The following is a 24,835-nucleotide window of genomic DNA, read 5'->3' on the forward strand; positions in this document are numbered from 1 at the left end:
CCTGAAAGATGATCAGGTTGATAGGTCAGAGGTGGAAGCGTGGCGACATGTGGAGCTGACTGATACTAATAGATCGAGGACTTAACTAAAACGAAAAGCGGAAACGCCTGTTTATCGGCGTACAAACTGGAAGAGCGTCGACTGAGATAAAGGAAACACGATGAACGCAAGTGAATCGATGTTGACTTATCGTAGGGAGATGATCGGAAGTTTGCTAGGCGATAGGCGTTGGAGCTGGACAATAATGATTACTTGGCAAAATGGTTTACTTCTAAATGATTTAGTTTTGAGAGAATAATTCTCTAAATAAATAAGTCTGGTGGCGATAGCGAGAAGGTCACACCCGTTCCCATACCGAACACGGAAGTTAAGCTTCTAAAGCGCCGATGGTAGTTGGGGGTTCTCCCCCTGTGAGAGTAGGACGTCGCCAGGCACGAATAAAACAAGCATCTACTTTGGTGGATGCTTGTTTTTTTATAGTTTACTAATTATTAGATAGATTATTCATCCAAAGATTAGGCTTGGCGTCTTTCTTGTAAAATCCGTGCTTTTCCCATTTGATAAACAAAAAATTGATATTTTGGATCACTTGTTTTGGTGTTGACGATTTCTCTCTCGCAGTCCATACATATAAAAGATTGAAAGAGATGAATTCCTTCTAATTTATTATTTTCACATATAAGACATTTTTCCCCTTTAATTGATTGGGTATGATATTTCCCCATTTTTTCTCCACCTCCATAGAAACTATTTTAACCATTTTAGTAATCATTTATACATTGACTCTCAAAGTCTATCAATCACTTATTTACTTCGTTCTAGCAAGTTTAAAGCTAGGCAATGATAAGATAGTCAAAAAAGTGATACTATAAATAGAGAGAAAAAAGAAAAGAGGAGTACTATTGCAAGAAAAAACACCATTATATTCTAAACTCTTACAGTTTCAGTCGGAAAATAATATATCTTTTCATGTGCCAGGCCATAAGAATGGAGAATTGATTTCTTATAATGACGAGGAATGGAGAAGACAATTATGGAAATTTGATGTTACGGAGCTTAATGACCTAGATGATTTACATGCTCCTATGGGCGTTATTGGTGATGCAGAGAAACTATTAACAGATCTTTATGGAGTGAAAAAAAGCTATTTTCTTGTAAATGGAAGTACTGTTGGGAATTTAGCTATGATACTTGCCTCTTTAAAAGAAGGAGATAAAGTATTTGTTCAAAGGAATAGTCATAAATCAGTAATGAATGGAATAAAGCTTGCTAAAGCAAAACCGATTTTTCTAAGTCCCGATTATGAGGAAGAATGGAAGGTGGAAACAGTCCTTTCAGAAAGAACCGTAAAGCAAGCGATTGCTCAATTTCCTGAAGTGAAAACACTTATCCTAACGTCTCCTAATTATTATGGTATGATTGGAAATTTAGAAGAAATCATTCAATTAGCCCATGCTAACGGAATTTGTGTTTTAGTTGATGAAGCCCATGGTGCTCATTTTATAGGAAATGATAAATTTCCACCATCAGCTGTTCAATTGGGGGCTGATCTAGTTGTTCAGTCCGCACATAAAACACTTCCTGCCTTAACCATGGGAGCATACTTACACTATAATACTGATTTTATAGAGGAGCATGAAGTAAAATATTATCTGGAGATATTGCAGTCCAGTAGCCCCTCTTACTTAATCATGGCTTCCTTAGATAAGGCTAGACACTATTTAGCAACATACAGTGAGGAGGATTGGGATTACCTGCAAAATACTATTAGTCTGTTTCGTAGTGAGCTAGCAAAGGTTTCACAGCTAAAAGTGTTAGGTTATCCTTATATAGGGGATCCCTTAAAAATTACTATTCAATCGACAGTAGATAAAACTGGTTTTATTCTTCAAAAACAATTAGAAAAAGAGGGGATTTATACAGAATTAGCTGATTCTAATAATGTACTATTTGTTTTTCCATTGCTAAAAAAAGAAATAGCATTTCCTCTTAATGAGATTATTACTAAAGTAAGAAAGGCATTGTCTGAGAACCTATCTGAGATTCCCTATGAAAGAAAAGTGTCAGCATCTATAAAAAAAGGGCAGGATATAGTAGAATTAAAACTTGGTGAAACAGAGCAAGCTTTACGAAATAAAAGAGAAATATCATTAAATGATGCCCATCATGCTATTTGTGCAGAAACAATTATTCCGTATCCACCAGGAATCCCTATTCTAATGCCTGGTGAGGAAATAACGATGTATCATATCAATCAAATAAAGAACTTATTAAAAGATGGAGCGAGATTCCAAGGAAGCCCATCTATTTATGAAAATAAAATTACAATTTTCGAGAAATGACAGCTTTAGGAGGACAATACGGTGACAAAAGGGCTCTTTATTACATTAGAAGGACCAGAGGGAGCAGGGAAAACAACGATTATTGATATGTTGTTAAACTATTACCAGGAGCAAGAGAAGCAGATTATTAAGACGCGAGAACCAGGTGGAATCCCTATTTCTGAAAAAATTAGAAGTATTATATTAGATCCCAAGCATACTGAAATGGATGCTAGAACAGAAGCTTTACTTTATGCAGCTGCAAGAAGACAGCATTTAGTAGAGAAAGTAATACCAGCTTTAAACAGTGGAGCAATTATTCTATGTGATCGTTTTATTGATAGCTCTTTGGCATATCAGGGGTTTGCTAGAGGAATTGACATGGATGAAATTTGGGAGATTAATCAATTTGCTATTGGAGATGTGATGCCGGAGCTAACGATTTATTTTGATCTTGACCCACGAGTTGGTTTAGCGAGAATTAACACTACTAGTGATAGGGAGATCAATCGTCTAGACTTAGAAAAAATAGAATTTCATGAATTGGTCCAAGAGGGCTATTATAAGGTGATAGAGAAATTTCCAGAAAGAATTGTTAAAGTGGATGCATCTAAGCCTTTAGAGCAGGTATTTCAAGATACGGTAGAGATTATTAATCAATTTCTGAAATAGTATGGGTACCTTTAAACAAAATATTCATGTAAATCTATTACTTCTAAAGAATGAGTGCTGACAATGCGCCTGAGGAATTATTTTTCCTTTCAGCTGTTTGTTTTTGCATTTATTGCTATAATAGGAACAAGTTATAAAATCATTCGGAAACTATAATAAGGGGCGGGATAAAAATGAAATTAATTCTAACAGTCATTCAAGATAAAGATAGCAATAAATTGCTTAATGCACTTGTTGAAAATAATTTTAGAGCGACAAAGCTTGCGAGTACGGGCGGATTTTTGAAATCTGGAAATACCACCTTTATGATAGGAACGGAAGATATACGTGTGGAAAAGGCTTTGCAAATTATTAAAGATAATTGTCAATCAAGAGATCAATTAGTAGCTCCTGTTTCGCCCATGGGAGGGAATGCAGACTCTTACGTTCCTTATCCAGTGGAAGTGGAAGTGGGAGGAGCAACTGTTTTTGTATTACCTGTTGAGCAATTTAAGCAATTTTAAATCATACATCGGTTAGCTTCGAGTTGCCGATGTACTTTCATGCTTAATGGATAATGGTAGTCTATGCTATCCAGTAAGAAGTAGAACGTTCTTCAGGAGGAAGAATATGAAGATAAATAAAGACATTCGAATTAAGCCTGAAGGGACTAAAATAGAAACAAAAGGTAGTCTAGGTGGTTCGAAATTTCAAGGATATGTCCAACAACAAAACGAGAAATTGAAGATCGAACAGCTTCAGACATTAATGAAAAACATTGATGATATTGGTAACAGGTTGGGGAGATCTCAAAATCTAAAGGATTTGACTAAGTATAAATCCCTTGTAAAACAGTTTGTAAAGGAAGCTGTTGAATATGGGATGGAAGTGAAAAAAGATAATTCTTGGGATCAGTTTGGTCAGGGTAGAGATTTAAGTATTATACATGTCATAGATGATAAATTAGTTGAACTGACAGAAGAAGTAATAGCAAAAGAGAAAAACAGTTTAAATATTTTGGATAAAATTGGTGAAATCAAAGGTTTGCTGATTAATATATATACGTAATGGAGTGATTGTCTTGACAAGAACATGGGAACAGCTTGAACAGACACAGCCCATTGTTTTAAAGATGCTGAAAAACAGCTTAAAAAAAGAACGACTAGCACATGCTTACCTTTTTGAGGGAATGAAAGGTACGGGGAAAAGGGAAATAAGTCTTGTTCTCACAAAGAGTATTTTATGTGAAAATAGTATAAAAGGATATGTTCCATGTGAAACATGTTCTAATTGCAAGAGGATAAATAATGGAAATCATCCAGACGTTCACTTGCTTGAACCAGATGGATTATCAATAAAAAAACATCAGATACAAAGCCTGCAAGAAGAATTTTCAAAAACTGGGGTGGAGTCAAATCAAAAGGTTTACATTCTTGTTCACGCAGATAAAATGACCACCAATGCAGCTAATAGTTTGTTGAAATTTTTGGAAGAACCTAATGCAGAAACAACTGCCATTCTATTAACGGAACAAATTCAGCAAATATTGCCGACTATTTTATCTCGATGCCAAACACTTTCCTTTAAACCATTATCCCCAAATGAAATGGCAAAAGAACTAGTAAGAAATGGAATTAAACCAAATGAAGCCCCTTTGCTTGCGCAGATTACCAATAGTTTTGAAGAAGCATTGACTCTAAGTACAGATGAATGGTTTGTACAAGCACAAAAAATAGTGGTAAAATTATATGAGGTTCTGAATAGAACCCCATTAGAAGCATTAGTGGCTCTTCAAAGAGACTGGTTTTCACATTTTAAAGAAAAAGATCAGTTTGATAGAGGGCTCGATTTATTATTGCTACTATATAAAGATTTATTATATATACAGCTTGGCAAGCACGATCAGATTGTATACGTTGGCGAGAAAGAACGTCTAGAGGCATATGCCTTAAGAACTTCTAATAGGCGCTTAACGGAACAAATGACAGCTATTTTTGAAGCAAAGCGAAAGCTGCAAGGGAATATGAATCCACAGTTATTGATGGAGCAGCTGGTGCTAAAGCTGCAGGAGGGATCTTCAGTTGTATGATGTCGTAGGAATCCGCTTTAAAAAAGCTGGAAAAATATATTATTTTGATCCAAATGAATTAATTATCCAAAAGGGAGACTTTGTCATCGTTGAAACTGTTCGGGGTGTAGAATTCGGGAGAGTAGTAATTGGCCCGAAAAAAGTAGATGAAAATGACGTTGTTTTACCTTTAAAGAAAGTATTAAGAATTGCGGATCAGAAAGATCAAATGATTGTAGAGGAAAATAAATTCGCAGCCAAAGAAGCATATGATGTTTGCTGTGAGAAAGTGACGCTACATGAATTAGAGATGAAATTGGTTGATGTAGAATATACATTTGACCGTAATAAAATCATTTTTTATTTTACCGCAGATGGTCGAGTAGATTTTAGGGAATTAGTAAAAGATTTAGCATCCATTTTTAGAACTAGAATTGAGCTTCGTCAGATTGGGGTTAGAGATGAGGCGAAAATGTTAGGTGGCATTGGTCCTTGTGGAAGGATGCTTTGCTGTTCAACTTTCTTAGGGGATTTTGAACCAGTATCTATTAAGATGGCAAAAGATCAAAACCTTTCCTTAAATCCAACAAAAATTTCTGGATTATGTGGACGATTAATGTGTTGTTTAAAATATGAAAATGATGATTATGAAGCTGCAAAAGAACTTTTACCTGACTTAGGTGACTGGATTAATACACCGGATGGAAAGGGAAAAGTTGTTGGTTTAAATATTTTAGAACGTGTACTCCAAGTGGAAATTTCTGAACAAGAACGAGTGCTTGAATATACATTAGATGAAATACTGCAAGAAGATGCTGTTTCAGTTCAATCCACAGATTAATGAGGTGGAAGAGTGGATAAAAAAGAAGTTTTTGAATCAGTAATAAATATGGAAAGTCAAATTGGTAATTTATATAAGCAATTAGGTGATCTTAAACAGCATGTAGCTGAACTTATTGAAGAAAATAATAGGTTGAAGCTAGAAAATGAGAATCTAAGGAAGCATTTAGAGGATATACCAAGAGAGAAAGAATCAAGACAGGATAATCAGAAAAAAAGAAACGCAAAACAAAGTAAGATGATAGAGGAAAAAAACATTGATATAGGGGAAGGATATGATAACCTCGCAAGATTGTATCAAGAAGGTTTCCATATTTGTAATCTTCATTTTGGGAGTCCCCGAAAAGATGGTGATTGTCTATTTTGTTTGTCGTTTCTTAATAAAAAATAAGGATGTCTCAAAGAAAATAATCCCAGTGAAAATAAGCAATACAACCAATTGTATTGGATGGGATGACTCTTTCTTCTTGAGACATCTCTTTTTCTATGTAGGTAATAAATAAATGGAGGTTAAAGGTAGTGGTACCATTAATTGGAGATGAAAGATTAGATTATTTATTGGATGAACGTTTAAGGATTATCCAAAGTCCATCCGTATTTTCATTCTCGTTAGATGCAGTATTATTAGCTGATTTTGTAGGTATTCCCTTAAAAAAAGGGAAGATAGTCGATTTATGTAGTGGCAATGGGGTTATTCCACTTTTTTTATCACTTCGTACACAGGGAGAAATCATAGGAGTCGAGATACAGGAACGATTATATGATATGGCGAATCGAAGTATACAGTATAATCAGTTAGAAGAGAAAATTAAAATGATTCATGGTGATATTAAGAATGCCCCTAGCTTCCTTGGATCGGAGAAGTATGATGCAGTTACGTGTAATCCCCCTTACTTTAAGAAGACTAATTCTATAGAAGAGATTAATATAAATGAGCATCTTGCTATTGCGAGGCATGAACTCCTCTGTACGTTGGAGGACTCCATTAGTGTAGCTAGCCAATTAGTTAAACAAGGTGGAAAAGTGGCTTTTGTCCATAGACCAGGAAGATTATTAGATATCATTACATTAATGCGAGCAAATCGATTGGAGCCAAAGCGTATACGATTCGTTTATCCAAAAGCAGGGAAGGAAGCGAATATTTTGCTAGTCGAAGCGATAAAAGATGGCAAACCGGACTTAAAAGTTTTACCTCCGTTATTTGTTTATAAAGATGGCAACAATTATACAGAGGAAATGAGTAAAATTTTATATGGAAAGTAAGAAGCATTATTTCTATGTACTAATTTGTAATGATGGAAGCTATTATGCAGGCTATACAAATGATCTTCAAAAGCGTTTGAATACACATAATGCCGGAAAAGGGGCAAAATATACTAGAGGGCGTTTGCCAGTAGCGATTATTTATCAGGAGGAATTCCAAACAAAACAGGAAGCCATGCAACAAGAGTATGCCTTTAAACAATTAGGGAGAAAGAAAAAAGAGCAGTTTCTAAAGAAGGAGCTTGGTGAAGGAAATGAAGCAACAAAAAAGCTATAAAGAAAAAAGAGGATCTCTGTATCTAGTCCCTACTCCTATTGGGAATTTAGAAGATATGAGTTTTCGTGCAATCAGGATTCTGAAAGAGGCAGATGTTATTGCTGCCGAAGATACACGTAATACAAAAAAGCTTTGTAACTATTTTGAAATCACTACACCTGTGGTTAGTTATCATGAGCATAATAAAGAGACGAGTGGCCAGAAGCTAATACAAGCTTTAAAAGAAGAAAAAGTTATTGCCTTAGTAAGTGATGCAGGGATGCCAACTATTGCAGATCCAGGATATGAACTAGTTATAGATGCGATTGCTCAAGAAATTCCAGTTATTCCACTTCCAGGAGCCAATGCGGCATTAACAGCACTTATTGCTTCAGGTCTTCCGACACATCCCTTTTATTTTTATGGATTTCTTAATCGACAAAAAAAGGAGAAGAAAAAAGAATTACTTTTCCTTAAGACTATTCCAGGTACGATTCTTTTATATGAATCTCCACACCGTTTAAAAGAAACTTTAACTTTAATAATGGATATACTTGGTAATAGAAAGATCACTTTATGCAGAGAATTGACCAAGCTATATGAAGAATTTATTCGTGGTACAGTAGAGGAAGCAATTGCATGGTCGCAATCAGAAGAAATTAGAGGAGAATTTTGTTTAGTAATTGAGCAGGGTGAATTCCAAAAAGAAGAAGAAAATAATTGGTGGGACGAATTGACCGTTGTACAACAAGTGAATCATTATGTTCAAAAAGAAGGAATTACAGTAAAAGAAGCAATTAAAAAGACAGCATTAGATAGAGGAATGCAAAAAAGAGACGTCTACCAAGAATATCATATTGAATAAGAAAAGAGCTGCCGTCATAAAAGTGAACATAAAATAACATGGTGTTCACCTTTAATAAGGCAGCCCTTTGTTTATAAAAAAAGAATGAATAGGTTCTAGTTACTTCAAGGAGCTTCTAATCCAATAAAAAGATGGATGGATAAATACTAGTTGAAAAAGTACCTACACATTTCTTATTTTATTCTTATTTAGAAACTTCAAAGTTACTTTTAATTTCTTGGATTAATTGCTCTGCACCTTCACGGCTAAGGATTAATTTACCGCCAGCTAAAGAAAGGTTGTCATCTGAAACTTCTCCAGTAACTTGGCAAGTCATGTTTGGCTTATATTTTTTTAAGATGATTTTTTCATCATCTACATAAATTTCTAGAGCATCTTTTTCAGCAATACCTAATGTACGTCTTAATTCGATTGGAATAACTACACGACCTAATTCATCAACTTTACGAACAATACCTGTAGATTTCATTTATTTTCTCCTCCCAAAAAGTGAATATTTATATTTTTTTCGCTAATTTTCGACAAATTTCTTTGTATGTCATTATAATACCAGCCATTCCCATAAACGTCAATTATTTATTTTCAAATTATTGTATTTTAAAAAGCCTTGTTATATTAGGCTTTTGCGAGAAGTAGTCAGATACTTACCTAGTTAGTGGGATAAATTAGTATATTTTAATAGTATTATTTATGTTCTTTTTTCGACAAAAACCAACATTTTTATTTCTTTTCCAACAGGCTTTAAAATGTCTGTTGCATAAACTAGTAATTTTAGGTATATTTTGATGGGATAAAAGGAAAAAATGGCAATGATTATGCGGTTTATACGAATGTTCTTATACTTTTTTGTTTCGATAAAAAAGAAGAATGGTTACAATAGTAATATCGGTTATTTTTATTTTACTAAAGGTACATATGTATACATATATATAGGAGGGAACTAAGTGAAGGATCAAGAAAAATCTTTTTATATTACTACGCCAATTTATTATCCAAGTGGTAATTTACATATTGGACATGCTTACACAACAGTTGCTGGAGATGCAATGGCTCGTTATAAAAGAATGCGAGGCTATGAAGTTCGTTATTTAACCGGAACGGATGAACATGGACAAAAAATCCAACGAAAAGCAGAAGAAGCAGGAATTACGCCTATTCAATATGTAGATGAAATTGTTGCAGGAATTAAAGAACTATGGGGTAAACTGGATATTTCTTACGATGATTTTATTCGTACTACAGAAAAAAGACATACAGATATTGTGGAAAAAATGTTTAAGAAGCTAGTGGATCAAGGAGATATTTATTTAGACGAGTATCAAGGCTGGTATTCTGTTTCTGATGAAACATATTATACAGAGCTTCAACTAGTTGATCCTATCCATGATGAAAATGGAAAAGTAATTGGAGGTAAAAGCCCTGATAGTGGTCATGCTGTTGAATTAGTGAAAGAAGAATCTTATTTCTTTAGAATGGGAAAATATGCTGATCGTTTATTAGCGTTTTATGAGGAAAATCCAGCATTTATTCAACCAGAATCTCGTAAGAATGAGATGATTAATAACTTTATTAAACCTGGATTAGAAGACTTGGCTGTTTCAAGAACTACATTTGATTGGGGAATTAAAGTTCCAGGAGATCCGAAGCATGTTGTTTATGTGTGGATTGATGCACTTTCCAATTATATTACCGCACTAGGATATGGTTCTGATGATGAGACATTATATAAGAAGTTCTGGCCAGCAAATGTCCATTTAGTAGGGAAAGAAATTGTACGTTTCCATACAATTTATTGGCCAATTATGTTAATGGCATTAGACCTTCCATTGCCGAAGAAGGTTTTTGCACATGGTTGGATCCTTATGAAGGATGGCAAAATGTCTAAATCAAAGGGCAATGTGGTTAATCCTGTTACATTAATTGATCGTTATGGTTTAGATGCCCTTCGTTATTATTTACTAAGAGAAGTTCCGTTTGGTTCTGATGGTGTATTTACTCCTGAAGCATTTGTAGAAAGAGTGAATTTTGACTTAGCCAATGATTTAGGTAATTTATTAAATCGTACAGTGGCGATGATTAATAAGTACTTTAATGGAGAAATACCTACTTATAAAAATTCGGAAGGACCGTTTGAACAATCTCTTGTTGCGGCACATAGAGAAACAGTGGAAAAATATGCAGAGCATATGGATAATATGGAGTTCTCTGTTGTATTAACAACATTATGGCAATTAATTAGCAGAAATAATAAATATATTGATGAAACACAACCATGGGTGTTGGCAAAAGAAGAAAGAACAGAAGAATTAGCAATTGTTATGAACCATTTAGCGGAATCTTTAAGAAGAATCGCTATTTTACTAAAACCTTTCTTAACAAGAACTCCTGACAAGATTTTTAAACAATTAAATATACAGGACGTTTCTTTGCACACTTGGGATAGCCTAGAACGTTTTGGGGTCATACCTGCAGGTACTATAGTTGAGAAGGGAGATCCTATTTTCCCTAGGTTAGATATCCAAGAAGAGGTGGAATTTATCAAGGAAGAGATGAAGGGACCTCAAAAGGAAGAAGAGAAGAAACCAGAAGTCCAAGAAGTTCCAGAAGTAGATGAAATCACGATAGATGACTTTATGAAAGTGGACTTACGTGTTGCACAAGTTCTTGAAGCAGAACCAGTGAAAAAAGCAGACAAGTTATTGAAGCTACAATTAGATTTAGGTTATGAGAAACGACAAGTAGTTTCTGGTATTGCTAAATATTATTCTCCAGAAGACTTAGTTGGACGAAAAGTTATTTGTGTAACAAATTTAAAACCGGTTAAATTAAGAGGAGAGCTTTCACAAGGTATGATTTTAGCTGGAAGTCATGATGGTGAACTGTCTCTTGCGACAATTGCAGAAGCTTTACCATTGGGTTCAAAAGTAAAATAAAAACAAATCAATGAAAAAACATGGAGATGTTCCTAAAGAGGAATCGCCTTTCTTAAAAAGGTGAGGAAAACAATGGGTTAAACATCTCTATGTTTTTTCTTCTTACAGTATGAAAAAAAGAGGAATCAACATAAGCAATAAGCGATTGTAAGTATATCTAACAAAAGATGGAGGGAAGATTTTCATGTTATTTGATACCCATACACATATTAACGCAGATGAGTTTCAAGAGGATTTAGAAGAAGTTATAGAACGGGCAATGGATGCTGGGATGGAAAAGATGGTAGTTGTTGGATTTGATAGACCTACCATCACAAGAGCGATGGAGCTTATTGAGCAATATGAATTTGTTTATGCAAGTATAGGATGGCACCCAGTAGATGCAATTGATATGAAAGAAGAAGACTTAGTTTGGATTGAAGAGTTAGCTAAGCATCCAAAAGTAATTGCAATTGGAGAAATGGGATTAGATTATCATTGGGATAAATCGCCAAAGGAAATTCAAAAAGAGGTATTCAGAAAACAAATTCAACTAGCAAAAAAAGTAAAACTTCCAATAATTATTCATAATCGTGAAGCAACAGCTGATATTGTAGAAATTTTAAAAGAGGAAGATGCGAAAGAAGTTGGAGGGATTATGCACTGTTATGGTGGGAGTGTAGAAACTGCACTAGAATGCATAAATATGAATTTCTATATCTCGCTAGGTGGAACGGTGACTTTCAAAAATGCCCGGAAACCAAAAGAGGTTGCAGAAGCAGTTTCACTAGATCATTTATTAATTGAAACAGACTGTCCATATTTAGCGCCGACACCGTTTAGGGGTAAAAGAAATGAACCGAGTTATGTAAAATTAGTGGCAGAGGAAATTGCTGCGATTAAAGGGATTTCTTATGAAGAGGTGGCTAGAAAAACAACAGAAAATGCAAAAAAATTATTCGGCATAAACTGATAAAGATTTTTGTCGAATAACGAAAAAGTTTGTCTGAAATTCACCTTATTTTTAATCATTCTACATCGCTTTCTTTTCTCATAGACTAATTATGTCGAGATTTCTTTCTTTCCTTTCGCTTGTTTTTTTTGCATAATAAGAAATACGTTCAAAGATTCTTAAGGGTTGACAGCAGACATGATACTCTATATAATCACTCCGAGAGAAAAGGAGGCGTTTTTCATCGTAATCCAAAACATGAAAAACCTGTTTTCGAAATCTTTGAGCAGGAAAAAGGTGTCCATCTTTTTAGCTAGTTTCATCGTTTTTGCAAGTAGCTTAGGCTTTATAATTTATGAAACTACTAAAAATACTGTGGCGCTGACGCTAAATGGTAAAGAACAAATCATCGAGACGCACTCATCTACTATAAAACAAATATTTGATGACTTGGACATTGCTATTGGCTCAAAAGATTATGTGTTTCCCTCGTTAAACACAAAGGTTACAGATAACCTTGAAGTTGTCTGGAAGAAAGCTAAACAGGTTGAATTGCAAAAAGACGACGAGAAGAAAACGGTTTGGACAACAGTAGATACTGTTAAGGAGTTTTTAGAAGAACAAAAAATTTCTTTGAACGAGCATGATCAGATCAATCAGAAAGAAACTAACGCTATAGAACATAATATGGAAGTTGTCGTACATACAGCATTTCCAGTCACACTAGTAGACGCAGGAAAGAAAAAACAAGTATGGTCCACTTCGACTACGGTCGCTGACTTTTTAACACAACATGAGATATCACTTGCTAAATTAGACCGAGTTGAACCAGATCTAAAAGAAAAAGTGAAAGAGGAAACTGTTGTAAATATAAAAAGAATAGAAAAGGTCACCGATGTAGTGGAACAACCGATTAACTTTGCCGTTATTACCCAAAAGGACGATAATCTTCCGGCAGGTACTGAGAAGATACTGAAAAAGGGCACAGAAGGATTAGTCTCTAAAAAGTATGAAGTTACCAAGGAAAATGGCAAAGAGATTTCCCGGAAATTACTCAGTGAAACAACAGTGAAAGAAAAGCAGGACAAAATTGTATCTGTTGGAACAAAAGGCGATGTCATACAACTAGCATCCCGAGGAGAAGAAAGCGGGAAAGAAGTGTACGTCAATTCAACAGCATATACTGCTAGTTGTAATGGATGTTCTGGCCGAACGGCTACTGGAATTGATCTGAAAGCTAATCCAAATGCAAAAGTAATTGCTGTCGACCCAAGTTTTATCCCATTAGGAACAAAGGTTTATGTTGAAGGCTATGGCTATGCTGTTGCAGGTGATACAGGTGGAAGCGTGAAAGGACAGAAAATCGATGTTTTCTTTTCTTCAAAAGCAGAAGCTTACCGTTGGGGTAACAGGCAAGTTATGATAAAAATAATTAATTAGCAATCAATAAATCTAGACACTTTATTACCTATTTAAAGGATAAAAAGATAGCTAATCTGGCAGAGGAATCAATTCCTCTGTCTTTTTCTTTGCTTTTGTTCACATTTTCTCACATAATAACTAGTCACAACAAATCGCCGTTTGTTAAAACATAAATATTAGCTATAATGATAGTGATTATAAATATTTCTCTCTCTGTATATATAGACGTTTCATGTTACAATTATGTTTCATTTTTTTTTCAAATTTTATAAATTATTTTTTGGAGGTTCCATGAAGATTAAAGAAATAATAGTAGTGGAAGGACGCGATGACACAACTGCTATTAAACGAGCAGTTGATGCAGATACTATTGAAACAAACGGTTCAGCAATTAATCAAGAAACATTGGTTAAAATAAAGCTAGCACAAAAAACAAGAGGGGTTATTGTGTTAACCGACCCAGACTATCCTGGTCAAAAGATTCGTCATACGATTGAAAAACATATTCCTGATTGTAAACATGCTTTTATACCAAAGGAGCTTGCAATCCATAAGCATGGTAAAGGTGTTGGGGTGGAACATGCATCAATAGAGGCAATTAGAGAAGCTTTAAAAGATGCTCATCTTATGCAGGAATTGATAACGGAGGAAATTACAAAAGAAGACTTAATAGATGCAGGATTGATTGGTGGTGCAGATTCTAAGGAGCGTAGAGAGCAGTTGGGAAAGCTGCTTAAAATTGGGTATACAAATGGGAAACAGCTTTATAAGAGATTACTGATGTTTCATATTACTAAGGAAGAGTTCGCACAAGCCATGAAGGAAATGCGTCAGGAGGGTAAGGATGTATAAAGATATCGCAACACCAGCAAGAACGAGAGCAATTCTAGATAAGTATGGTTTTTCTTTTAAGAAAAGCTTAGGGCAAAATTTTTTAATTGACACAAACATTTTGAGAAATATTGTAGATCATGCAGAGTTAACAGAAGAATCGGGTGCAATAGAGGTTGGTCCGGGAATTGGGGCATTAACAGAACAGCTTGCTAAGCGAAGTAAAAAGGTTGTTGCATATGAAATCGATCAACGCTTGCTGCCAATTTTAAACGAAACGCTTGAGCCTTATCCACATGCGAAGATTATTCACCAGGACATTTTAAAAGTAAACGTAAAGGAAATGTTAGAAACAGAGTTTAATGATATTCGGGATATTATGCTCGTTGCTAATTTGCCTTATTATGTAACAACACCAATCATTATGAAGATTTTGGAAGAGAAACTTCCTTTAAGAGGCATTGTTGTCATGCTGCAAAAAGAGGTAGCAGAGCGAATATCTGCTAAACCAGGAACGAAGGAATATGGATCTCTTTCAATTGCTATTCAGTACTATACTAAACCAGAAGTAGTGATGATTGTTCCGAAGACAGTCTTTGTTCCTCAACCAAATGTAGATTCTGCTGTAATTCGTTTAACCATTCGAAAAACACCATCTGTTTCGGTAAAAAATGAAGACTTTTTCTTTCAAATAACAAGAGCAAGCTTTGCTCAAAGGAGAAAAACGATTTTAAACAATCTCTCTAGCCAGCTAGAGGGCGGAAAAGAAAAGAAGGGTGAAATAATCGCTGCGCTTGAACAAGCGGGGATTGAGCCTTCTAGACGTGGAGAATCATTGTCTATCGAAGAGTTTGCAAAGTTAAGTGATGTTCTTTATGAAATATTTACTAAATAATGAGTAGAAATAGATGTACAGATGATTTTCTTTTCCCTAAAAGAATGACTGGGGAGAGAAGCTTTCTGTTCATCTTTTTTTGTTGTTGATGAATATAGCCTTTTATGTTTTCGTTCTTCTCTTTCGAATTGCTCACAACTTTCTAGACATATGCATAATTTATCAGAGATAGATTTTGAATACTAATAACCACTCAGAAACGTGTTTGGGTTAATTGGAGTGACGACAGTGGCTGTAAACATCATGGATATCGTCGGAAGAGAATCATATCAATGCGATATGTTATTTCGAATAATTGATATGAAAGAGGTAAATGGTCAAAAAATCGCGATTCTTTATGGGGAGGATTTTCGTCTTATTGCAGATGCTCCATATGAGGATTTAGTGTTAATTAATCAACCGATGCAACGGAAAATTTCACAAAAGGTCCAGTTGATGGAGGAGCAATCTCTCCAATTATTTCGACAAGATGTGAATCTCTTAAGAAGAAAACAGGAGTATCAAGTAACAGAGGCATACAGCAAACCTTCCAACTATTTTCAACTACCAGGCAAAGTGCTGCATATTGATGGCGATCCTAATTATTTAAACAAATGTTTAACTTTATATGAAAAAATTGGAATCCCTGTAAATGGAGTTCATTGCCATGAAAAAGAGATGCCCAGTAAAATAAGCAGTCTTTTGGATTATTATCGTCCAGATATCCTTGTTATAACAGGGCATGATGCCTATTCTAAGGCGTTAGGGGAGAAAAACGATATTAATGCATACCGACATTCAAAATACTTTGTACAGACCGTCAGAGAAGCGAGAAAGAAACTTCCTAATTTAGATCAATTAGTTATTTTTGCTGGTGCCTGTCAATCTCACTTTGAGTCCCTTATCTATGCAGGTGCTAATTTCGCAAGCTCTCCTTCGAGGGTAAATATTCATGCACTTGATCCGGTTTATATTGTTGCAAAGATTAGTTTTACGCCATTTATGGAACGAGTAAATGTTTGGGATGTATTAAGGAATACCTTAACTGGCGAAAAAGGGTTAGGTGGAATAGAAACCAAAGGAGTTCTTCGAACAGGTATGCCATATCATACGAATCAATCAGAAGAAGGGTAAATAAATGGAACACACAGGATGATAATAGCTTAAGCAAGCATAGCAGGACTGCTTAAGCTATCCATCCTGTGTGTTTCTTTGTTGATTCAGTTAAGATTATCATGCATCCTTTTTCCAGCAGTTTAAAAAAATCAAATTTTTCTACATATTTATCTTTACGTCGTGCATACTAATCTTTGTTGAAAAATTGGAGAAAAATAAGAATAAAAAATATTGACAACTTCCAAAAAAGACTGTTATAATTTATGTTTTTATTTGACTCTGTTATGTCAGTGTGATATACTTTACACAGTGAGGTGGACCGAATGGCAAAAACATTATCAGATATAAAAAAGGCTCTTGATTCAAATTTAGGAAAAAGGCTTATGCTGAAGGCAAATGGCGGTCGTCGTAAGACAATTGAGCGTTCTGGCGTGTTGGCAGAGACTTATCCATCTGTGTTTGTAGTGGAGTTAGATCAGGATGAAAATGCATTTGAACGTGTATCATACAGCTATGCAGATGTTTTAACAGAAACGGTTCAAATTACCTTCTTTGAGGATACATCAGGACAAGTTGCTTTAAGCTAACTATATATTGCTTGAAAGCATTAAGCGGCAGTAAACGATTTGTTTGCTGCTTTTTTCATGCAATAAAAATGGAAGCATGGCCATTTTTTAATAAAGTCAGCTGTGAATGTATAAATAAGTATCGCTTCTGGCAACAAATAGATAACATGAAAAACTAATGATAGTTACATACTAAATCTACCGTGGGTGATGAAAGGAGAGATTCACTATGGGTAGACGAAGAGGAATTATGTCTGAAGGATTAAAAGAAGAATTGGCAAAAGAACTTGGTTTCTATGATGTGGTCCAACAAGAGGGCTGGGGCGGTATTCGTGCAAGAGACGCAGGGAATATGGTCAAAAGAGCAATAGAAATTGCAGAACAAAGTCTTCTTACTCAAAATAAAGAGTAACTTCAACATCACTTAACGTCCATCTTTTTTATATTATAATCACAATGGATTTACTCACGGTAACAATAGGATCTATCATTAGCTACTATCTATATTCCAAAATATAGATAGAAAGGATAATGATAGATCCTTTTTTATTCGAAGATGAATGAGTTAATATTACCTATAAAATCATGATAATAATTCAGGAAATCATAATCTCTATTACATGTAATAGACTAATTTGTGGTAAAATCACTATATCGAAATAGAAGATTAGATGAGCATAATGCTTAGATAGGTACGGAATAAGGAAAAGATAGAGTTCGTCTAGCCTACTATTATTACCTCCTTCCAAGGAAAGCTGTTTTCTTTAGTGAGAGGAAAAAAGTAAATGATGAAATTTGTTAAGTGGGTGGAAATATTGAAGCTTTTGGTTAAAGCGCCAGCTAAAATCAATTTGTCATTGGATGTGCTTCGTAAGAGACCTGATGGGTATCATGAAGTAGAAATGATTATGACAACAATTGATTTAGCAGATAGAATTGAGCTAGCACTGCTAGATAGCGATGTAATAAAAATAACTTCTCTTAATAGATTTGTTCCTGATGACCAACGTAATCTTGCTTATCAAGCAGCAAATATATTAAAAGAAAAGTTCCGTGTAAAGAAGGGGGTAGAAATAAAAATAGAAAAGAACATCCCTGTGGCAGCTGGCTTAGCTGGAGGAAGCAGTGATGCGGCGGCAGTATTACGCGGTCTAAATAAGTTATGGGGTTTAGGGCTAACATTAGATGAGTTAGCGATAATTGGGGCTGAAATAGGATCTGATGTGTCTTTCTGTGTCTACGGAGGAACCGCACTTGCAACTGGAAGAGGAGAAATCATTAAGGAATTACCTGCACCTCCAGTTTGTTGGGTTATTTTAGCGAAACCATTTATTGGTGTATCAACAGCTGATATTTATAAAAGACTAGATGTAGAGACAATTGAGCATCCAAATACGGAAAAAATGATTGAGTCAATTTCATCCAAGGATTATGATTTAATGTGTGAGTGTGTAGGGAATGTACTAGAAAATGTCACTTTATCCTTATATCCTGAGGTTGCCCAAATAAAAGAGCAAATTTGTAAGTTTGGGGCAGATACAGTACTTATGAGCGGAAGTGGCCCTACGGTTTTCGGATTAATTCAACATGATTCAAGAATGAACCGTGTTTACAACGGATTAAGAGGATTTTGTGACCAAGTATTTGCAGTTAGAATGATTGGACAGCGACATACTCTTGATTAAATCCGTATAATAATGTAATATTGTCCTTAAATATTCGGATTTTGGGGGTTCTGTTATGAAGTTTCGTCGTAGTGAACGTTTAATAGACATGACGAATTACTTGCTGGAGCATCCTAGGCAATTAGTGTCTCTTTCTTATTTTGCAGAAAAATACAGTTCGGCCAAGTCTTCTATAAGTGAAGATTTGGCTATTATTAAGGAAACTTTTGAGCAAAGAGGAATAGGGACGTTACATACATTGCCAGGAGCTGCTGGTGGAGTAAAGTATCAAGTAAGAGTCAGTGAAGAGGAAGCAAAACCATTTGTTGAGGAGCTTTGCGATTTAATTAAAAGCCCGGAAAGACTATTGCCAGGTGGATACCTATATATGAACGATATATTAGGCAACACGGCTATCGTTCAAAAAGTAGGTAGGCTTTTTGCATCAGCTTTTGCTGATACGGATATAGATGTAGTCATGACAGTAGCAACAAAGGGAATTCCTTTGGCGTATGCAGTAGGGAATTATTTAAATGTTCCTGTAGTTATGGTTAGAAGAGATAGTAAAGTAACAGAAGGTTCTACTGTAAGTATCAACTATGTTTCTGGTTCTACTAAAAGAATTCAAACCATGCTATTGTCAAAAAGAAGCTTGGAAGATGGTTCAAAAGTTTTGATTGTGGATGACTTTATGAAAGCTGGTGGTACCATCAATGGTATGATTAGCTTGTTAGAGGAATTCAATGCAAGTGTTGCAGGAATAGCAGTATTAGTTGAGGCAGAAGAAGCGGAAGAAAGATTAGTAGATGATTATTTATCACTAGTGAAATTATCAGGCGTTGATGTGAAAGAAAAGAAAATTTCAGTGAAAAATGGCAATTATTTTGACAAAAAATAGATCTTAGGGGGAAAAGACACATGAAAGTTGTTCAAACAAGTAATGCACCAGCAGCTATCGGGCCATATTCTCAAGGTATTATTGTTAATAATCTGTTTTTCAGTTCAGGTCAAATTCCTTTAACTGCTGAAGGGACCTTAATCGAGGGAGACGTTCAGACACAGACACATCAAGTATTTAAAAATTTAGCTGCCGTTTTAAAAGAAGCGGGGGCATCGTTTGAAACGGTTGTTAAAGCGACTGTATTTATTAAAAATATGGAAGACTTTCAAGCAATTAATGAGGTATATGGGGAATATTTCTCAACGCATAAACCTGCTCGATCTTGTGTAGAGGTAGCAAGGTTACCGAAAGATGTATTGGTTGAAATCGAGGTAATTGCTCTTTGTAAGTAAGGTAATTCATATGAAGAATAGTCGAAGTTTTAGTGAAAAAGCGAGGATTTTATCACTTTTCGGCAATTTTTCTTTATTTTATCCGAAATATTCTAAAAAATTTCGCCTTTTAAGAAGGAGTTATGAAAGTTCTGTTGAATTTATTAACTAGATTTTATCTTCTAGTAAAGGTGGTGAACAGGATGGAAGTAACTGATGTAAGGCTACGCCGAGTTAATACGGATGGACGAATGAGAGCTATTGCCTCTATTACACTAGATAATGAATTTGTTGTTCACGATATTAGGGTAATTGATGGAAATAATGGATTATTTGTAGCGATGCCAAGTAAGCGAACACCGGATGGTGAATTTAGAGATATCGCTCATCCAATTAACTCTGGTACAAGAGGAAAAATCCAGGAAGCAGTTTTGGCAGAATACCACCGCCTGGGTGAATTAGAAATTGAATTTGAAGAAGCTGGAGCTTCCTAAAATAATCTGCAGCTAGAGCCTACTTCCTAAGAGTAAGGCTCTTTTTTTTACCTATTAAAAAGCGGTTGAGATACAAAGCAGTAAAATAAGCACTATATAGCACAAAGAGAATTATACATATAGGTCATAATAAATGTATTACACTTCTATATACCCCTTTATTTTCCAATGAAAACCTCTTTTACTTTTAGTATCATAAAATAGTTAAGAAATAATTTATATCCCTGACTTTTTCGGTATATTTAATCCGTTTCATGTAGAGTAAGAGAAGAATCCCCTATTGCTTAAAGCAAGGAAGTCCTACTATGGTGGTCTCTTAAAAAGTGAAATGAAAGTAAGATCCTCTCTCTTAAGCAATTATTAGTGTTTTTCCTATTTAGATAAATTTATTTTTGGTACGGAATAAGCAAATAATTAGTATAAAAAAGAAACTTTTCTAAATAACCATACATAAAATGTGAATCCTTCCTTGAAATCAAGAGGTATTTAAGATATATTTTTTAGTGGATAAAAAGGTTATTGGAGGCCTGTGAATGACAACTCGTTACGCAGTGATTTTAGCCGCAGGACAGGGAACTAGAATGAAGTCAAAGCTTTATAAAGTACTTCATCCTGTTTGTGGAAAACCGATGGTACAGCATGTTGTAGATCAAGTAGAGAAGCTACAAGTGGATTCAATCGTAACAGTAATTGGCCACGGTTCAGAAAAAGTAAAAGCACAGCTTGGCAATAGTGTTAATTATGTGTATCAACAAGAACAGCTTGGAACAGCACATGCGGTAATACAAGCAAAAGATATTCTTGGAGACAAAGATGGAGTGACATTAGTTATTTGTGGGGATACACCACTTATGACGAGTGAGACTATAGAAGCGCTCTTTTTACAACATGAGAAAATGGGAGCAAAGGCAACCATTTTAACTGCAGAAGCAAGTAAACCAGATGGTTACGGTAGAATTGTTCGTAACGAAATGGGAGTAGTAGAAAAAATAGTCGAACATAAAGATGCTACGGAAGCGGAAAGAAAAATAACAGAAATTAATACAGGTACCTATGTATTTGATAATGCATTGTTATTCCAGGCATTAAATAACGTTTCGAACGAAAATGTTCAAGGTGAATATTATTTGCCAGATGTTATTGAGATTTTAAAGCAGCAGGGAGAAACAGTTAGTGCATTCCAAACAAATGATTTTGATGAAACCATTGGTGTGAATGATCGTGTGGCTTTATCGGAAGCAGAAGCAATTATGAGAAAACGTATTAATGAACTGCATATGCGAAATGGAGTAACGCTTATTGATCCATTAAATACGTATATCGAAGCAGATGTAACGATTAAGGAAGATACTGTTATATACCCAGGGAGTATTCTTAAAGGTACGACTGTAATAGGTTCAGAATGTATCATAGGACCCAATACAGAAATAAATAATTGTATTGTTGGAAATAATACAGCTATCAAACAATCTGTTGCACATGATAGTAGCATAGGTTCAGATGTGAATATAGGACCATTTGCTCATATTCGACCAGCGTCTACAATCAATGATGAAGTGAAGATCGGGAATTTTGTTGAAATTAAGAAAGCGACATTTGGAAAAGGAAGTAAAGCATCCCATTTGAGTTATATTGGAGATGCAAGTGTTGGCAATGATGTAAATATTGGCTGTGGTACAATCACGGTTAATTATGACGGCAAGAATAAGTTTATGACTACAATAGAAGATGGCGCATTTATTGGTTGCAATTCCAATTTAATTGCTCCTGTCACAATTGGTAAAGGTGCTTATGTTGCAGCAGGTTCCACCATAACAGATGATGTTCCTTCTGAGGCACTATCCATTGCCCGTTCCCGTCAAGTTAATAAAGAGAATTACAAACGTAAATAATCAGATTTAAAAAAGAGAAGAATAAGTAGCTTTTATTCATACATTCTTCGTATCATTAGTGGAAAAAGACCAGTGGAGGTTCAGCATGCCAGTTAAGAATTTAGATCCAAATTTGAAGGTATTCAGTTTAAACTCTAATCCAGCATTAGCGCAAGAAATTGCAGAGTCAATTGGAGTAGAATTAGGGAAATGTTCTGTGACGCGTTTTAGCGATGGAGAAATTCAAATTAATATTGAAGAGAGTATTCGTGGTTGTGATGTATATGTCATTCAGTCAACTAGTGCACCTGTTAACGAACATATTATGGAATTGTTAATTATGATTGATGCATTAAAGCGTGCATCAGCTAAAACGATTAACCTAGTTATTCCTTATTATGGTTATGCTAGACAAGATAGAAAAGCACGAGCACGTGAACCAATTACAGCAAAATTAGTAGCAAATTTACTAGAAACTGCTGGAGCAACCCGTGTTATTACATTAGACTTGCATGCCCCGCAAATTCAAGGATTCTTCGATATTCCGATTGATCACTTAATGGGTGTACCAATCCTAGGCAACTATTTCAGTCAGCGTGAATTTGATGGAGAACTTGTTATTGTATCACCAGATCACGGTGGTGTTACGAGAGCAAGAAAGCTTGCAGAACGATTAAAAGCACCAATTGCTATTATTGATAAAAGAAGACCAAAACCAAATGTTGCGGAAGTAATGAATATTGTTGGTAATATAGAAGGGAAAATTGCCATTCTTATCGATGATATTATTGATACAGCTGGTACCATCACACTCGGTGCTAATGCTCTTGCTGAAAATGGCGCTAAAGAAGTCTATGCATGCTGTACACATCCCGTATTATCAGGACCTGCAATGGATAGAATCAATAATTCCAAAATTAAAGAGCTGGTTGTAACAAACTCTATTGAACTTGGAGACAAGAAACTTTCTGCGAATGTCATCCAATTATCAGTTGCTGATTTACTAGGTGAGGCTATTTTACGTGTACATCAAGATCAGTCTGTAAGTTTCTTATTTGATTGATAGATTTAAAAGCAAAACTTTCTGATTAGTCGCTTGCCTTTTGGCAGGCGACTATTAGTATTGTCGTACTCTATTTAATAGAGAAGCAAAATTCTCTATGTTTAAATTTCTTCCATTTAGGGCATTTTTTATATAAGAGTGTTCATTGAATAAATAATGGAAGGTGAAATAATGACGACAACTTTACAAGCAAAAAAACGTATGACAGACAAGCATTCAAGCTTAACGAAATTAAGAAATGAGGGAGAAATCCCAGGAATTGTGTATGGATCAAAAGTAGAAAATACGTCGATTTCCTTAAGTGAGGCAAATTTCTTAAAAACGATTCGTGAGGTTGGAAGAAATGGTGTTATTTCGCTGGATATCGACGGGGAAACCTATAATGTCGTTTTAAATGAATATGATTCCGATCCAATAAAGCGAGCAGTACTGCATGTGGACTTCTTGGCAGTTGATTTATCAAAAGCTATCAGTGCACCAGTGAGAGTTTCCTTAGTGGGAGAAGCAGCTGGAGTGAAAGATGGCGGCGTTATGCAGCAGGCATTACATGAAGTAACAGTAACAGCAAGACCTAATGACATACCGACTAGTATTGATATTGATGTAACAGAACTCCAAGTTGGAGATACGATTACTGTCGGAGATGTTAAGGGTTATGATAAAATAGAAATAGACCATGAACAAGAAGAAGTAATCGCATCAATTCTTGCTCCAAGACAGGAAGAAGAGATTAGTACAGGAGAACAACAAGAAGAAGGAATGCCTGATAATGTAGAAGGCAGAGAAACGGAGCCGGATACAAAAGAAGAGTAATGCAATTCCTACAAATGAATTCTCCCTGTACGTTTAGAAAGTACATTTCTAAAGAAGGCTAGCAAAAAAAGGTTTGACCGGTAAGTGTTTCTATTGGCCAAACCTTTTTCATATATAGCTTACATAGTGATTAATAAATCAGGGGGATTGTCATGAAATTAATCGTGGGCCTTGGGAATCCAGGGAAGCAATATGATAGAACAAGACATAATATAGGTTTTGAAGTAATAGATTTTTTATCCAACCATTACAATATTCCATTAGATAAAGCGAAATTCAAAGGGAATTTTGGAATAGGGAATATTGGGGGCGAAAAAATAATTTTACTAAAGCCGCTTACATATATGAATCTCTCAGGAGAATCAATTCGTCCGATTATGGATTACTATAATCTTGAGCCAGAGGATTTAGTAGTCATTTATGATGATTTAGACTTACCTGTTGGGAAAATTAGACTTCGTCAAAAGGGAAGCTCTGGTGGACATAATGGGATCAAGTCTACGATTCTTCATGTTGGGACAGAAAAATTTAATCGTATAAGAGTTGGAATTGATCGTCCTAAAAATGGTATGAAGGTTGTTGATTATGTCCTTGGAAAATTTACAAAAGAAGAAATGGACATATTAGAGGGAACGATCAGAAAATGCGCGGACGCATGTGCACAATGGGCTGAGGAACCTTTTTTGCAAGTAATGAATAAATATAATATCCAGTAAGATAT

Annotated in this window: 28 protein-coding genes and 2 rRNA genes; 28 read left to right on the top strand and 2 right to left on the bottom strand. The window is 35.2% G+C overall.

The features are described 5' to 3' along the window. Both ACTNDN_RS12975 and rrf read left to right on the top strand, forming a co-directional pair. A 23S ribosomal RNA gene (locus ACTNDN_RS12975) occupies positions 1 to 89 on the top strand; the annotation flags it as partial. A 226-nt stretch (positions 90 to 315) separates the two neighbouring features. Next, positions 316 to 433, top strand: a 5S ribosomal RNA gene (gene rrf, locus ACTNDN_RS12980). Between the two features lie 82 nt (positions 434 to 515). On the opposite strand, the gene ACTNDN_RS12985 is transcribed toward rrf, so the two are convergent. Further along, complete coding sequence (locus ACTNDN_RS12985; protein WP_031540302.1) at positions 516 to 725, bottom strand: sigma factor G inhibitor Gin; 210 nt, start codon at positions 723 to 725, stop codon at positions 516 to 518. A 177-nt stretch (positions 726 to 902) separates the two neighbouring features. Here ACTNDN_RS12985 and ACTNDN_RS12990 point away from each other — a divergent pair, with 177 nt between their 5' ends. The 10 genes from ACTNDN_RS12990 to rsmI all read left to right on the top strand — a co-directional run bounded on the left by ACTNDN_RS12990 (position 903) and on the right by rsmI (position 8,264). Beyond that, the gene (locus ACTNDN_RS12990) at positions 903 to 2,342 is read left to right on the top strand and encodes an aminotransferase class I/II-fold pyridoxal phosphate-dependent enzyme (protein WP_031540303.1); all 1,440 of its coding nucleotides are present in this window, start codon (positions 903 to 905) and stop codon (positions 2,340 to 2,342) included. A 21-nt stretch (positions 2,343 to 2,363) separates the two neighbouring features. Next, the gene (gene tmk / locus ACTNDN_RS12995) at positions 2,364 to 2,993 is read left to right on the top strand and encodes a dTMP kinase (protein ID WP_031540304.1); all 630 of its coding nucleotides are present in this window, start codon (positions 2,364 to 2,366) and stop codon (positions 2,991 to 2,993) included. A gap of 173 nt (positions 2,994 to 3,166) precedes the next feature. Next, the gene (locus ACTNDN_RS13000; RefSeq protein ID WP_031537105.1) at positions 3,167 to 3,496 is read left to right on the top strand and encodes a cyclic-di-AMP receptor; all 330 of its coding nucleotides are present in this window, start codon (positions 3,167 to 3,169) and stop codon (positions 3,494 to 3,496) included. Positions 3,497 to 3,602: 106 nt separating this feature from the next. Beyond that, complete coding sequence (locus tag ACTNDN_RS13005; protein ID WP_048719094.1) at positions 3,603 to 4,040, top strand: YaaR family protein; 438 nt, start codon at positions 3,603 to 3,605, stop codon at positions 4,038 to 4,040. Between the two features lie 13 nt (positions 4,041 to 4,053). Next, positions 4,054 to 5,061: a DNA polymerase III subunit delta' gene (holB, locus tag ACTNDN_RS13010; protein ID WP_031537107.1), complete on the top strand. Its 1,008-nt coding sequence runs from the start codon at positions 4,054 to 4,056 to the stop codon at positions 5,059 to 5,061. After that, entirely contained in the window at positions 5,054 to 5,881 is an 828-nt protein-coding gene (locus ACTNDN_RS13015) for a PSP1 domain-containing protein (RefSeq protein ID WP_031537108.1), read from the top strand. Before holB ends, ACTNDN_RS13015 begins: the two co-directional genes overlap by 8 nt. A gap of 12 nt (positions 5,882 to 5,893) precedes the next feature. After that, positions 5,894 to 6,271, top strand: coding sequence for a DNA replication initiation control protein YabA (gene yabA / locus ACTNDN_RS13020; protein WP_031537109.1), 378 nt, complete (start codon positions 5,894 to 5,896; stop codon positions 6,269 to 6,271). Between the two features lie 128 nt (positions 6,272 to 6,399). Then, positions 6,400 to 7,143 (top strand): tRNA1(Val) (adenine(37)-N6)-methyltransferase, encoded by a 744-nt coding sequence (locus ACTNDN_RS13025; RefSeq protein WP_031537110.1) that lies wholly within the window; start codon positions 6,400 to 6,402, stop codon positions 7,141 to 7,143. Further along, on the top strand, positions 7,133 to 7,420 hold the full coding sequence (locus tag ACTNDN_RS13030) for a GIY-YIG nuclease family protein (protein ID WP_031537111.1): 288 nt from the start codon (positions 7,133 to 7,135) through the stop codon (positions 7,418 to 7,420). Before ACTNDN_RS13025 ends, ACTNDN_RS13030 begins: the two co-directional genes overlap by 11 nt. Further along, the gene (gene rsmI / locus ACTNDN_RS13035) at positions 7,398 to 8,264 is read left to right on the top strand and encodes a 16S rRNA (cytidine(1402)-2'-O)-methyltransferase (protein WP_031537112.1); all 867 of its coding nucleotides are present in this window, start codon (positions 7,398 to 7,400) and stop codon (positions 8,262 to 8,264) included. The genes ACTNDN_RS13030 and rsmI overlap by 23 nt, the downstream gene beginning before the upstream one ends. A gap of 184 nt (positions 8,265 to 8,448) precedes the next feature. Here rsmI and ACTNDN_RS13040 read toward each other — a convergent pair whose 3' ends face one another. Next, on the bottom strand, positions 8,449 to 8,733 hold the full coding sequence (locus ACTNDN_RS13040; RefSeq protein WP_031537114.1) for an AbrB/MazE/SpoVT family DNA-binding domain-containing protein: 285 nt from the start codon (positions 8,731 to 8,733) through the stop codon (positions 8,449 to 8,451). A 475-nt stretch (positions 8,734 to 9,208) separates the two neighbouring features. Between ACTNDN_RS13040 and metG the strand changes: the two genes are divergently transcribed. The 16 genes from metG (at position 9,209) to pth (ending at position 24,830) form a co-directional block, all read left to right on the top strand. Continuing rightward, positions 9,209 to 11,197: a methionine--tRNA ligase gene (metG, locus tag ACTNDN_RS13045; RefSeq protein WP_031537115.1), complete on the top strand. Its 1,989-nt coding sequence runs from the start codon at positions 9,209 to 9,211 to the stop codon at positions 11,195 to 11,197. 184 nt (positions 11,198 to 11,381) lie between these two features. Beyond that, positions 11,382 to 12,149, top strand: coding sequence for a TatD family hydrolase (locus ACTNDN_RS13050; RefSeq protein WP_031537116.1), 768 nt, complete (start codon positions 11,382 to 11,384; stop codon positions 12,147 to 12,149). 237 nt (positions 12,150 to 12,386) lie between these two features. Next, positions 12,387 to 13,568 carry a G5 and 3D domain-containing protein gene (locus tag ACTNDN_RS13055; protein ID WP_031537117.1) on the top strand — a complete coding sequence of 394 codons (1,182 nt, stop codon included), beginning with the start codon at positions 12,387 to 12,389 and terminating at the stop codon, positions 13,566 to 13,568. 273 nt (positions 13,569 to 13,841) lie between these two features. Then, positions 13,842 to 14,402 (top strand): ribonuclease M5, encoded by a 561-nt coding sequence (rnmV, locus tag ACTNDN_RS13060; protein ID WP_031537118.1) that lies wholly within the window; start codon positions 13,842 to 13,844, stop codon positions 14,400 to 14,402. Continuing rightward, positions 14,395 to 15,276 (top strand): 16S rRNA (adenine(1518)-N(6)/adenine(1519)-N(6))-dimethyltransferase RsmA, encoded by an 882-nt coding sequence (gene rsmA, locus ACTNDN_RS13065; protein WP_031537119.1) that lies wholly within the window; start codon positions 14,395 to 14,397, stop codon positions 15,274 to 15,276. The genes rnmV and rsmA overlap by 8 nt, the downstream gene beginning before the upstream one ends. A 228-nt stretch (positions 15,277 to 15,504) precedes the next feature. Next, a complete protein-coding gene (gene yabG, locus ACTNDN_RS13070; RefSeq protein ID WP_031537120.1) occupies positions 15,505 to 16,389 on the top strand; it encodes a sporulation peptidase YabG in 885 nt (294 codons plus the stop codon). A gap of 305 nt (positions 16,390 to 16,694) precedes the next feature. Further along, entirely contained in the window at positions 16,695 to 16,958 is a 264-nt protein-coding gene (gene veg / locus ACTNDN_RS13075) for a biofilm formation stimulator Veg (protein ID WP_031537121.1), read from the top strand. Positions 16,959 to 17,166: 208 nt separating this feature from the next. Continuing rightward, entirely contained in the window at positions 17,167 to 17,349 is a 183-nt protein-coding gene (locus tag ACTNDN_RS13080; RefSeq protein ID WP_031537122.1) for a small, acid-soluble spore protein, alpha/beta type, read from the top strand. Positions 17,350 to 17,752: 403 nt separating this feature from the next. After that, a complete protein-coding gene (gene ispE / locus ACTNDN_RS13085) occupies positions 17,753 to 18,622 on the top strand; it encodes a 4-(cytidine 5'-diphospho)-2-C-methyl-D-erythritol kinase (RefSeq protein WP_048719110.1) in 870 nt (289 codons plus the stop codon). A 55-nt stretch (positions 18,623 to 18,677) separates the two neighbouring features. After that, a complete protein-coding gene (purR, locus tag ACTNDN_RS13090; RefSeq protein ID WP_031537124.1) occupies positions 18,678 to 19,499 on the top strand; it encodes a pur operon repressor in 822 nt (273 codons plus the stop codon). A 20-nt stretch (positions 19,500 to 19,519) separates the two neighbouring features. Next, a complete protein-coding gene (locus ACTNDN_RS13095) occupies positions 19,520 to 19,894 on the top strand; it encodes a RidA family protein (protein ID WP_031537125.1) in 375 nt (124 codons plus the stop codon). Between the two features lie 182 nt (positions 19,895 to 20,076). Continuing rightward, positions 20,077 to 20,367: a septation regulator SpoVG gene (gene spoVG / locus ACTNDN_RS13100; protein WP_026574035.1), complete on the top strand. Its 291-nt coding sequence runs from the start codon at positions 20,077 to 20,079 to the stop codon at positions 20,365 to 20,367. A 533-nt stretch (positions 20,368 to 20,900) separates the two neighbouring features. Then, positions 20,901 to 22,259, top strand: coding sequence for a bifunctional UDP-N-acetylglucosamine diphosphorylase/glucosamine-1-phosphate N-acetyltransferase GlmU (gene glmU / locus ACTNDN_RS13105; protein WP_031537126.1), 1,359 nt, complete (start codon positions 20,901 to 20,903; stop codon positions 22,257 to 22,259). Between the two features lie 85 nt (positions 22,260 to 22,344). After that, on the top strand, positions 22,345 to 23,301 hold the full coding sequence (locus tag ACTNDN_RS13110; protein WP_031537127.1) for a ribose-phosphate diphosphokinase: 957 nt from the start codon (positions 22,345 to 22,347) through the stop codon (positions 23,299 to 23,301). Between the two features lie 171 nt (positions 23,302 to 23,472). Next, positions 23,473 to 24,114: a 50S ribosomal protein L25/general stress protein Ctc gene (locus tag ACTNDN_RS13115; RefSeq protein WP_031537128.1), complete on the top strand. Its 642-nt coding sequence runs from the start codon at positions 23,473 to 23,475 to the stop codon at positions 24,112 to 24,114. A gap of 152 nt (positions 24,115 to 24,266) precedes the next feature. Then, entirely contained in the window at positions 24,267 to 24,830 is a 564-nt protein-coding gene (gene pth, locus ACTNDN_RS13120; protein WP_031537129.1) for an aminoacyl-tRNA hydrolase, read from the top strand. Positions 24,831 to 24,835 lie beyond the last annotated feature (5 nt).

Source organism: Niallia sp. HCP3S3_B10 (genome assembly GCF_052064465.1).
GTDB classification, from domain to species: domain Bacteria; phylum Bacillota; class Bacilli; order Bacillales; family Cytobacillaceae; genus Niallia; species Niallia hominis.

Bases quoted from the DNA above. Each gene is read 5' to 3' on its own strand.
- ACTNDN_RS12985 (WP_031540302.1), bottom strand. From the start codon at position 725: ATGGGGAAATATCATACCCAATCAATTAAAGGGGAAAAATGTCTTATA.
- ACTNDN_RS13000 (WP_031537105.1), top strand. From the start codon at position 3,167: ATGAAATTAATTCTAACAGTCATTCAAGATAAAGATAGCAATAAATTG.
- ACTNDN_RS13005 (WP_048719094.1), top strand. From the start codon at position 3,603: ATGAAGATAAATAAAGACATTCGAATTAAGCCTGAAGGGACTAAAATA.
- ACTNDN_RS13030 (WP_031537111.1), top strand. From the start codon at position 7,133: ATGGAAAGTAAGAAGCATTATTTCTATGTACTAATTTGTAATGATGGA.
- rsmI (WP_031537112.1), top strand. From the start codon at position 7,398: ATGAAGCAACAAAAAAGCTATAAAGAAAAAAGAGGATCTCTGTATCTA.
- ACTNDN_RS13040 (WP_031537114.1), bottom strand. From the start codon at position 8,733: ATGAAATCTACAGGTATTGTTCGTAAAGTTGATGAATTAGGTCGTGTA.
- ACTNDN_RS13050 (WP_031537116.1), top strand. From the start codon at position 11,382: ATGTTATTTGATACCCATACACATATTAACGCAGATGAGTTTCAAGAG.
- ACTNDN_RS13055 (WP_031537117.1), top strand. From the start codon at position 12,387: ATGAAAAACCTGTTTTCGAAATCTTTGAGCAGGAAAAAGGTGTCCATC.
- rnmV (WP_031537118.1), top strand. From the start codon at position 13,842: ATGAAGATTAAAGAAATAATAGTAGTGGAAGGACGCGATGACACAACT.
- rsmA (WP_031537119.1), top strand. From the start codon at position 14,395: ATGTATAAAGATATCGCAACACCAGCAAGAACGAGAGCAATTCTAGAT.
- veg (WP_031537121.1), top strand. From the start codon at position 16,695: ATGGCAAAAACATTATCAGATATAAAAAAGGCTCTTGATTCAAATTTA.
- ACTNDN_RS13080 (WP_031537122.1), top strand. From the start codon at position 17,167: ATGGGTAGACGAAGAGGAATTATGTCTGAAGGATTAAAAGAAGAATTG.
- purR (WP_031537124.1), top strand. From the start codon at position 18,678: ATGAAGTTTCGTCGTAGTGAACGTTTAATAGACATGACGAATTACTTG.
- ACTNDN_RS13095 (WP_031537125.1), top strand. From the start codon at position 19,520: ATGAAAGTTGTTCAAACAAGTAATGCACCAGCAGCTATCGGGCCATAT.
- spoVG (WP_026574035.1), top strand. From the start codon at position 20,077: ATGGAAGTAACTGATGTAAGGCTACGCCGAGTTAATACGGATGGACGA.
- glmU (WP_031537126.1), top strand. From the start codon at position 20,901: ATGACAACTCGTTACGCAGTGATTTTAGCCGCAGGACAGGGAACTAGA.
- ACTNDN_RS13110 (WP_031537127.1), top strand. From the start codon at position 22,345: ATGCCAGTTAAGAATTTAGATCCAAATTTGAAGGTATTCAGTTTAAAC.
- ACTNDN_RS13115 (WP_031537128.1), top strand. From the start codon at position 23,473: ATGACGACAACTTTACAAGCAAAAAAACGTATGACAGACAAGCATTCA.
- pth (WP_031537129.1), top strand. From the start codon at position 24,267: ATGAAATTAATCGTGGGCCTTGGGAATCCAGGGAAGCAATATGATAGA.